Here is a 9,984-nt window from a genome sequence, read left to right on the forward strand (position 1 = left end):
CGTGTTCCTGGTTGCTTGTATGACGGGGGGCAGGGGCCACTCGGTCGTTGTGAGTGATTGAAATATTAGGGCTTTTTCGGCTTGGGGTTTGGTGAGTGAGCTTATCGAATGATGATATGCGGGCGCAGTTGCAGCGCCTTTTGACACATCCGGATTTTTCGGCAACACCGCAGCGCTGTGCCTTTCTGTCCTATGTCGTCGAAGAGTATTTGGCGGGTCGTGGAGATCTGATCAAAGGCGTTTCGATTGCGATGTCGGTTTTTGGCCGGGATGAAACCTTTGACCAACAGGTTGACCCGATCGTCCGGATGGAAGCCCGGCGCCTTCGTCAGGATATCGACGGCTACTATGCCGGTCCAGGGCGGGACGATCCGCTTCGATTGAGTATCCCAAAGGGCGGTTATACCCCGCGGTTTGAACGTGTAACCCCAGCCGAGCAAGCAACCCCGGCACCTGAAGCCTTGCATGTGAAGCCTCTTGCCCCCAAGCGGTTTGTTTTTGCTGGTCTCGGTGTTGTTGCGGTTGCAGCGCTGAGTGCGTTGATGTGGGGCCTTGTTGTCGGTTCTTCGGCCAGTGATAGATCACGGCCTGAAAAGATGTTGCCGCAGGGCCCTGTGATGGCCGTTCTGCCCTTCGAAACGCTGGGAGATGGCCCCAGCTTCTTTGCCGAAGGGATTACACAGCAGTTAACCAGCGAATTGGCGCGATTTCGCGATCTTTGGGTGCTTCCACTTGGCAGCGGACAGCGGCAAGCACAGTCTGGAACGGATCTGCAAAGCCTCAGGTCCGAATTCAACGCAGAGTTCGCGTTGGAAGGAAGCGTCGTGGACAAGGGGGATCGCATTTTGCTGTCGGCCCGTCTGATCGACCTGAACAACCAGCGATACATTTGGGTCAATGACTATTCGGTCGGCAGCGCCCCGAAGGAAATCTATGCTGCGCAGGATGAAATCATCCGGGATGTCATCGGGAAGCTCGCCGGGAAATATGGCGTTCTCACGCAAAATGCGATGCGAATTGCTGCCAGAACTCCACCGAGCAACCGAGATGCCTATGATTGTGTCCTGAGCTATTACAGCTACCAAATTTCCATCGACCTCGCGCGTCACCCGACGATCATGAACTGCATCCAACGATCCCTCGAACAAAGCCCGGACTATGCCGAGGCATGGGCTGTGCTGTCCAACCTTTACCTTCAGCAGATCCGGTTTGGTCTTAGCGGAGACAGGCAAGAAATCATTGCCGCTGCCGAAGCGGCCTCGCGGCGCGCGGTAGAGCTTGATCCCAGCCTGGCCGCGGGACATTTGATGCAAGCCAACGCGCGCTTTGTTCGCGGCGACATCGAAGGGTTTCGAAAGGCCGGTCATGTTGCTGTCGGCCTAAGCCCCAACGATGGTGCGATCCTGGCGCATTTTGGCATGAGGCTGGCGTTCAGCGGTGCATGGGACGAAGGTTTGGCTTTGGTCGATCGGGCCATTGCCTTTAATCCGGTGCATCCGCATTGGTACCACTTTCCGCGCGTCTTTTACGAGTTTGATCAAGGAAACTATCAGCGCGCGCTTGCGGTGTTGGATCAGATCGACATGCCGAACTTTCTTTGGACGCCCCTTTGGAGCGCGGCGTTGCATGCAAATCTGGGACAGATGGAAGAGGCCCAAGCCTCGTTGAATGAGTTGTTGCGGCAACAACCGAATTTTGCGGCGCAGGCCGACAGCATTCTGGCAATCTGGCAGTTGGGTGAACGCTTTGAACAGAAATTGCTGGGCAGTCTCCAACTGGCCGGTCTGGTGTTCGAAGACAGCTAGAGTGGGGCGTTTTCCGGTACAGACGGGAACTCAAGCGTTGCACCTGGCCAGAGATTGCGGTTCCGCTCGTCATTGGTTGCACTGGCGCTTACTCGATATTGTTTTCGAAAGGTGACGCATTTCGGATCCTGCGGGCAGGCTCTGCAGAGTTTGACGGTATCGCGAGACCTTGCAGCATGACAGATTTGTTGACGGGGTCGCGAATTTTATCGACACTGGCACAGTTCGACATGTTGATTTTGTACTGCCTGTTCCATTCTACCCGACCCAAGCCTTGGCGGTGTGAGGGTCATTTCAAGCGAAACGAGTAGGGCCGATCTCGCCCTGTGTTGCACAGGATGCTGTCTGGATTTGATCGAAGCGCTCTGCTCTGGCGGCTTTGCCGCCAAAGAAAAAAGTGATGTCTTTATGAAACCTTCTGCGCACCGTTCCAACCGCGCTCAACACAGACCCTCAAAACAAGGCGTCCCACCCCGTGCCGAAGTGCAGCATGTTCTGGGCCTGTTGCAGGCTCAAGACGCCGATCAAGCCCGATCCGCATCAAGGGTGCTGCGAAACAAATATCCCGACAGCCCCATTGCTTTGGATGTATACGGCTTGGTGGCTCGCAAGATCGGCGATTTCGAAGGGGCAAAAGCAGCGTTTCAGAAGGCGATAGAACGAGACCCGAAATTTTTGCCGAGCTTTGTGAATATGGCCAACACGCTAGGCGAGGTTGGCGATCACATGGAAGCATGCGCGTGGTTTCGCAAGGCGATCGCGATCAAGGGCGAAACCGCGCAACTTCTGGTGGGCTACAGCAAAGCTTTGGACGCGGCAGGGCAAGTCGACGAAGCCCAGAAGATGATCGAACGTGCCCTGGATCTGGAGCCTGGCAACCTGCAGGCAGTGGCTTCGCTGGGGCATTTTGCGACCTACAGCGGCGACCGAGAGAAGGCTGCAGAGCGTTATGTCAAGGTTCTGGAGCGTGATCCAAGGAACGCAAACGTCCATCGTAATTTGACAAACGTAAAGCGATACAAGGCCGGCGACCCCCACATCGCGCAGATGCAGGCGTTGCTTCAGGATCCTGGGCTTTCACCAACGGACCGCGTTCACTTGGCCTTTGGCCTTGGGAAAGCCCTTGATGATTGCGGCGCGCATGATCTGGCCTTCAAGAGTTTTGAAGAGGGCAACAGGGGCTATTTCGAACAAAAGCCCTATGACCCGACACACGAGCGCAAACTGGGTGTCTTGCTGCGGTCGTCTTTTGCGTCGCCAGTGCAACCTTTGACCATCAAAGAGAGCTCTGAACTGCGGTCGGTTTTCATTGTGGCGCCGCCCCGGTCCGGGACATCGATGCTGGAGCAAATTTTAACCTGTTCAGATCAGGTCGATGCGGGCGGAGAGCTTGGCTTTATGGTACAATCGGCGTTCGAAGCCCGGGCTCAAGTGCGCCCGCCAGACCTGGCGATGTTTCGCAACATCCGCCAGGGGTATTTGCGTCGACTGTCCGAAATTGACCATGGCAAACCCATCGTTGTCGACAAACAATCTGCCAATAATTTGTGGGTCGGCCACATTCTGTGTGCCATGCCAGAGGCCAAGATCATCCATCTGCGTCGCGATCCCCGGGCGGTTGGCTGGTCGATCTATCGTCGGATCTTTGACAGCCCGCAAATGAGTTGGGCCTATGACCTGCCGACGTTGGGCAGATACCTCAAAGACTACGAAGATCTGATGCAATTCTGGAAGCGACGGTTTCCGAACCGGATCCTCACAGTCAACTATGAGGAACTGACCGAAAATCCGCAGGCCATTCTGCAGCCTTTGGTTTCGGCGATCGGGTTGGACTGGAGCGACAACTTCCTATCGTTTCATTCGGCAGGCCGCACTGTGCGCACAGCTTCGGCCTTGCAGGTGCGCAAACCGATCTACAAAGGCAGTTCAGAGCAATGGCGTAGCTACGAGCCCCATCTGGGGCCGATGGTGACCGAACTTGACCTGCCGTGGGACTAGTTTTGCGGCGCACGTGTTTTGGACAGTACCTCTTGAAACTGTGTCTCGGTGATTGATGTAATCGGCCCACTGACGTGGCCCTTCTGCGCAACAGCCGATAGCACCGCCTGTTTGAGGGCCGCCCCACTCAATCCTTGTTCGCTTACATGGATCTGCGCGGCCAAGGCGGCGACCCTGGGGGCTGCAAAGCTGGTTCCGGTCAAAAGCTTGTCCCGTCCTGAAAATTCCAGTCCCGGCACCTCGACCGCGGGCACGGCAATCTCGACAAGACCCGAACCTGTGTTCGAACGCCCCCAAACACTGCCATCGGGATTGGCCGCTGCAACGACTAGATGATTGTCCTGCGCATAAGCCATTGGGAAAAGAGGGCGTCGGGTCAGATCAACCCCTTCATTTCCGGCCGCGGAAACAAACAGGATCTCGGGGTGCTTGAGCATACCGGCCTGATATGCGGGCCAGGGACGCAAACGGCCCGTCGAGAGAACGATTATGCGCACGCCTGAGGTCGCAATGTCATCAATGATATGGCCGATATCCCGGTTGGGTTTGTGGGGGGCATACCGAAAAGGCGCCAAGCAGACAGGATCTGCCGCATCATTCAGGAGGACGCTCGCGACCGAGGTTCCGTGGCTGATCGGCTCAAAGGCCGAGATCCGCGGGTCAAGGTCCCCGTCGGGCACACCAAAGTCAAAGGGAAGCGGGTCGTTTTCCCAGAAGTCAAATCCCAACAGTTGCTTGTCTTCCGTGGTCGCGAGACGTTCGTAGATTTCGGGGAGCAGGTAGTTGACCCCATTGTCGATCATGGCAACTGGTGTGCAGGCTGACCTATCTTCGATGTCCTGTGGCAGTTTCGGGTTCAGCGGCGTGGGGCGTGCGCGGTTGCTGAATGCCGCATCCAATTGCGCAAGACGTTGCGGGGCAGGGGCGGACGGGCTGTGTGCAGTCTCAATACGCTCTGCGCCTCGGAGCCTGCATTGAGAATCCCGGACGACGCGAATGAGGGCTGCTCGTTCCGGTGATGGGCCATAAACAGCGGCGAAAAAAAGAGGTGGACGTTCCGGAGGAGAGAATTCGCTGACCCGCAGCAAGAAGCCATCCGCTGTTTCCCAGTCACGCGATCGCATATTGCGCCTGTTGAGCGCGCGTTGGTGAATCTCGGAAATCTTGACGGCGCCGGAAACGGGCGGCGTGTTCATGCCTGAGAGGCAAATTCCTTCTGACGCAGCCAGAGCGATGTCTTGCGGTGTCTCGGTTGCTCCTGGCAAAGGCGCTGCGATCAGCATCCCCCCGATAAGCGAGCGCAATGGTCGTGCAAGCCTGTTCAATACGCTCATGACAATCTCTTCGATAGCAAAATCCTAGCCGCTGGATCGGCTTTGAAACCATGCGACAAGCATACAAGCGAAGTACTCCATTCAAAGTGATTTCGTGGAAAATATTCTGGTTCGACCTGAGCACTGCATTTTTGAAGCCCTGTGAATGCCTGAAAAAAACGTCTCAAACGTCGCTTCTACAAGTCCCCAATGGGGCCGGTTTCAACCAATTAGAGAGTTGGGAGGGAGGGGGTAATGCATTGGTTGAAGTTGCTCCCGAGGCTCTCGAAGTGTTGAAAAATTGACAACATTCCGTTATTGATAGTTTGATTTTGAAGATTGATGTTTTTGGTTTGTTTATTATCCAAATTGACGATCTATTTGTTGATTGTCGTTTTTGGCCGTGTTTGTGAGGTGTCTTTTTTGACAGCTTAATTTGTTGAGTGTCAAGTTTGCCAGTTAATAAGTTTAATGCCAATTTTGGCAAAAAATCTGAAATGGAACTTCTGATGCTAGAAGCGTTCTTTGTTATATTTTTTGTTTTCGCCTGTAGTTCTCACCAGGCATTCTTAGTTCGGTCAGGGTGCAATCTTTCCAAAGTTTGTCACGGCAGAGAAACAGCATGCAAAGTGCGCCAGTCGTGATGTCCGGATCTGGAAATAAACCTAGCAAAGAACGTTCGGCTACAGCGCTGCGCGGAGGCATTCTAGGGAGCAGAGATTATTTCGCCATTGTTGCCGTCTTCTGCTTTTCGATGTTGTACAATGTACTGCTTCTGACTTCGCCGTTGTACATTCTCCAACTTTACCAGCGGGTCATGAATAGCCAGAGCCTGGAGACATTGGTCACTCTGACCGGTGTGGCTTTGATTGCTTTGCTGTTTGCCGTGATGCTGGGAGTGGCCAGGGCGGTTTTGCTGCAAAGGTTGGGAAACAAGGTTTATCTGCGGCTGGGTGAGAAAGTGATCCTGAAGTCGCTGGGGCCGGCGTTGACCATCCCTTCGCGTACGGGGCCGCTGTCTGACGTCAATTCCGTCCGTCAGTTCATCGCAAGCCGGGAACTGCTGAACATGATGGATCTGCCGTTCACGGCCTTGTTCCTGTTCGTGCTATTCCTGATCCACCCGACGCTTGGCTATCTGGGTATTGTCATGTGCGGGTTCATGATGCTGCTTGCGATCGTTTCGGCGCACTTCTTTGCCAAGCGCCAAATGATCGCTGCAAAAGAACTTAGACGCTCGGAAAAGGACTATGCCAGCTTTGCGTCAGAAGGTGGGTTGGTCAACGCACTGAGCATGACGGAGCAGGTGGGACGCAAGTGGTTGCTCGGGCAACTGAGCTACGTCACTGATGTGCGCAAGGCGGGGCGAGGGCGCAATGTCGTTGATGGATTGTCCCAAGCCCTACGTCTGTCTGGCCAGATTATCGGCATGGGGGCTGCGGCGATGCTTGCTCTGGCGGGCGAGCTGAACCCAGGCATGATCCTGGCAACATCGATCCTTTTGACCCGGGCCATGTCGCCGATTGAAGGAACGATCACAGGGCATTTGAAATACAAGGCCGCCCGCGAGGCATATCGCAGGGTGTCGATCATGATGTCGCGACCGGATCGCCAGACGATGTATGACCATGCTCCCAAAAGCGGCGGGGTGAAGCTGACAGGGCTGGTCTATATGCCACAGGGAGGGGTGCGAAAGCAGCCCGTTGTCCGGGGCGCGAATATGACGATCTCTGCTGGTGAAACGGTTGCGATCAACGGCCCAAGCGGTGCTGGGAAAAGTATATTGGCGCAGTTGGTTATTGGGGCTCTGGACCCCTCGGCAGGATCGGTACAGCTTGATGGTGCCGAGTTGCGAAACTACCCGCGCAACAGGTTGCTGGGGGCCGTTGGGTACCTGCCGCAGACGTCGGACGCAATGCCCGGTACCGTTGCCGAGAACATTTGCATGTTCCAACCAGACAGTGATGACGCCGTGTGGGACGCGATCCGAACCGTGGAGATGGAGGCCGAAATCGGAGCGCTGCCAGATGGCGTGGACACTTCGATGAGCTTTGCACGCGACCATCTTGCACCGGGTCTCTATCGTCGGTTGCTGCTGGCGCGCGCGATGTTTGGATCGCCCAAGCTTGTCGTAATGGATGAGCCCGATCTTTACCTGGATCAGGTTGGTGGAAAAGTTCTGCTGAGCGTCGTTGCAAAGCTGAAGCAGGCTGGCTGCACAGTTATGCTGATTTCCCCGCGTGGGCCTTTGTCACAACAGGCTGATGCGCGCTATGTCATGAACAACGGTGTCATCGAGCCCCTGGGGGCCGAAGGCGGCGCGGGGCAACGCCCTGCGCAACCGGGACCGGTTCAACAGCCAGCCGCGCAGCCCCAAATGCCAGCTGCCGGCGCGCTTTCTCGCCAAGTCGCCGCCCCCCCAGGTGCGGGCCCGAAACCCAAGCCCAACCCAACGGCAGGTACGGGGTCCCCACCGCCCACGCAGCCGCAAAACAAGGCCTTGCCCCAACAGCCGGACAACATACCCAAACCAAATGGTGGGCCGCCCCGTCGGGACCCTCCGGCCGGTGCGCCGCCGAAGCGGTTACAAAGCCCGACAAGCGGCAGAAAACTACGACTGATCAAGGAGGAATGATTTGTCATGAGCAAAGATGCTGAATCCTCCACCTCTACTGACGAACTTAGAAAGAGCCTGGAGAAAAACACCGATCTCACCCCGGCTTTGCGGTTCGGGACACTTGTTCTGATCCTGATCGTGATCGCTGCAGGCTTTGGCGCGGCTTATCTGAAGTTTGACGGCGCTGCCGTGGCGGCTGGCAACATGATGGCGCGAGGGCAGAACCAGATTGTTCAACACCTGGAAGGGGGGATCGTTTCAGAAATTCTGGTGGATGAAGGTGAAGAGATCAAAGCAGGCGATGTTATTGTCCGCCTGGACACGACCCAGGCGACCTCGGACCTACGGACCTACATCGCCGAAATGAACAGCACCGCTGCACGTCTTGCCGCCTTTCATGCCGAGCGAGAAGGCGAAACCGGGATCACCTATCCCGCGTGGCTGCTCGACACTGCCAAACGTGATGCCGAAGTCGCCTCGTTGATGCAGGATCAAGACCATGAATTCCAGGCCCGTCTTGAAGCGTCGACAGCACAGGCCGGCACATTGCGCAGCCGGATTGAAGCGGCCAAGGCGGAACTTGAAGGGTATGAAGTACAGCTGCGCTCTTTTGAAGAGCAAAAGGCCCTAACTGTCGCGGAATTGGCCGACGTTGAAACACTGTACAGCAAACAATTGGTCGGCGCGTCCAGAGTTTATGATGTGCGCGGGCAATTGGCCGAATTGGATGGCCGAGTGGGGCAAGCGCATTCGAAAATAGGAGAAATTGAACAACGCATCCTGGGATTTCAACAGGAAATATTTGCACTTGAAAAAGATCGCGTCGAATTGGCGGCGGAACAAGTGGTGACCTTCCGACTTGAGATGCTGAAACTTGCAGCAGCGATCGAAGAGACCCGCGATGTGATCCGGCGCAGCACCGTGCGCGCGCCTGTTGATGCCGTCATCGTGCGGCGTGCCGTAAACACGATTGGTGGCGTCCTGGGAAGCGGTGGCGAAGTCGTTGAGCTGCTGCCCCAGCCTGCTGATCTGGTGGCCGAGGTGCGAGTCTCTGTCGGGGACATCGATCGGATCTACCTGGGTCAGGATGCCTTCGTGCGCCTGAGTGCTTTGGACATTCCATTTGCCCCACTTTTAGATGGGAAAGTGGAGTACATTGCGGCGGACCGAGCCGTGGATGAAATATCTGGAGAGGAATATTATCCTGTCAGAATTTCTAATATACAAGTGCCTGAGGATATTGGGGATAATCGACTTTATTCCGGAATGCAGGTGGAGGCGTTCATAAAGACAGGGGAGCGTACTTTCGCGCAGTACGTTTTTGAACCACTAAAGAGGAGTTTTGAAAGGAGCTTGCGCGAGCGTTAACTTTTTTGATATCATGAAAGTGAGAGGGTAAATCTCAAATGGACGACAATACGAAGAAACCCGATTACGTCGCTGACTATTCTGTTCGCGAAACTTTTGGCGATGCAGTCGTGTCACTGGTCTACGACGGTGCGAATTTCCGGTTGGAAATTGGGGTTTCTCGAATGGATCAAACCGGACAAGGCGGAAATACGATGCACCCTGTTGCAAGGGTGATCATGCCTATGCCTTGTGCAAATGATCTTCGAAATAAACTCACCGGCCTGTTTGAACAGTTGGAAAATCAGGGCGTTCTAAAAAGAGGAAATCAAGAAGGAGCAAAACTGCAGTAATCGCAATTTAGTATCCGTCGAGCTTTAATTTCAGAAGCTCGGCGGTATTAAGGGGGAATACAAAATGTCTACGACATATTTTTATTATTGGTACGATCCTACCACAAACGACTACTTCTACGGTTATACTTACGACTCTGACGGATCTCAGGGGCTTTACGACGGATACACCTATTACACCACAACTGAAAATGGTGACTCCGCGTACTACTACGTCTATGGCAGCTCCAGCGGTGACGTGTATGGCCTTGGCGAAGATGTAACCTACAACTACTTCTACTATGATGGCGAAACGGGGCAGAGTGACTCTGATCCGTATTACGCGTCGAACTATGGCTACTCTTTGGGGTCCGGCATGGTCGGATCGTATGACTACGTCGACTTTGACGATGGCGACTATACCGATGGTCTGTTCGGCTACGGTGGCTACTATGAGGCCGATGACGAGGCTGGCGGCGCGACATACTGGTACTACTGGTATGACAGCTCGGGGTCTGGTGACTTCTACTACGGCTATACCTACGACAGCGACGGCTCTCAGGGTCTGTCGT

7 protein-coding genes are annotated in these 9,984 nt (G+C 55.0%); 6 read left to right on the forward strand and 1 reads right to left on the reverse strand.

The window, feature by feature from the left end:
• Positions 1-95 precede the first annotated feature (95 nt).
• Together TRL7639_RS16260 and TRL7639_RS16265 are read left to right on the forward strand one after the other, a co-directional pair.
• On the forward strand, positions 96-1,805 hold the full coding sequence (locus tag TRL7639_RS16260) for a tetratricopeptide repeat protein (RefSeq protein WP_133057665.1): 1,710 nt from the start codon (positions 96-98) through the stop codon (positions 1,803-1,805).
• A 408-nt stretch (positions 1,806-2,213) separates the two neighbouring features.
• Complete coding sequence (locus TRL7639_RS16265; protein WP_133057666.1) at positions 2,214-3,803, forward strand: tetratricopeptide repeat-containing sulfotransferase family protein; 1,590 nt, start codon at positions 2,214-2,216, stop codon at positions 3,801-3,803.
• Here the strand turns inward: TRL7639_RS16265 and TRL7639_RS16270 are convergent.
• Entirely contained in the window at positions 3,800-5,137 is a 1,338-nt protein-coding gene (locus TRL7639_RS16270) for a S8 family serine peptidase (protein ID WP_085796894.1), read from the reverse strand. The two genes, TRL7639_RS16265 and TRL7639_RS16270, sit on opposite strands and share 4 nt — an antisense overlap.
• Positions 5,138-5,933: 796 nt before the next feature.
• Here TRL7639_RS16270 and TRL7639_RS16275 point away from each other — a divergent pair.
• The 4 genes from TRL7639_RS16275 to TRL7639_RS16290 form a co-directional block, all read left to right on the forward strand.
• On the forward strand, positions 5,934-7,751 hold the full coding sequence (locus TRL7639_RS16275) for an ATP-binding cassette domain-containing protein (RefSeq protein WP_165759833.1): 1,818 nt from the start codon (positions 5,934-5,936) through the stop codon (positions 7,749-7,751).
• Positions 7,752-7,757: 6 nt separating this feature from the next.
• Positions 7,758-9,101: an HlyD family type I secretion periplasmic adaptor subunit gene (locus tag TRL7639_RS16280; protein WP_085796896.1), complete on the forward strand. Its 1,344-nt coding sequence runs from the start codon at positions 7,758-7,760 to the stop codon at positions 9,099-9,101.
• Between the two features lie 38 nt (positions 9,102-9,139).
• A complete protein-coding gene (locus TRL7639_RS16285) occupies positions 9,140-9,433 on the forward strand; it encodes a hypothetical protein (RefSeq protein ID WP_085796897.1) in 294 nt (97 codons plus the stop codon).
• 64 nt (positions 9,434-9,497) lie between these two features.
• Positions 9,498-9,984: hypothetical protein (locus tag TRL7639_RS16290; protein WP_207559686.1), on the forward strand; the 487-nt coding region annotated here is incomplete at its 3' end.

The sequence above is a fragment of the Falsiruegeria litorea R37 genome (assembly GCF_900172225.1).
Lineage (GTDB): Bacteria > Pseudomonadota > Alphaproteobacteria > Rhodobacterales > Rhodobacteraceae > Falsiruegeria > Falsiruegeria litorea.

Coding starts and splice junctions, on each gene's coding strand:
- TRL7639_RS16270 (WP_085796894.1), bottom strand. CDS start 5,137: ATGAGCGTATTGAACAGGCTTGCACGACCATTGCGCTCGCTTATCGGG.
- TRL7639_RS16265 (WP_133057666.1), top strand. CDS start 2,214: ATGAAACCTTCTGCGCACCGTTCCAACCGCGCTCAACACAGACCCTCA.
- TRL7639_RS16285 (WP_085796897.1), top strand. CDS start 9,140: ATGGACGACAATACGAAGAAACCCGATTACGTCGCTGACTATTCTGTT.
- TRL7639_RS16275 (WP_165759833.1), top strand. CDS start 5,934: ATGAATAGCCAGAGCCTGGAGACATTGGTCACTCTGACCGGTGTGGCT.
- TRL7639_RS16280 (WP_085796896.1), top strand. CDS start 7,758: ATGAGCAAAGATGCTGAATCCTCCACCTCTACTGACGAACTTAGAAAG.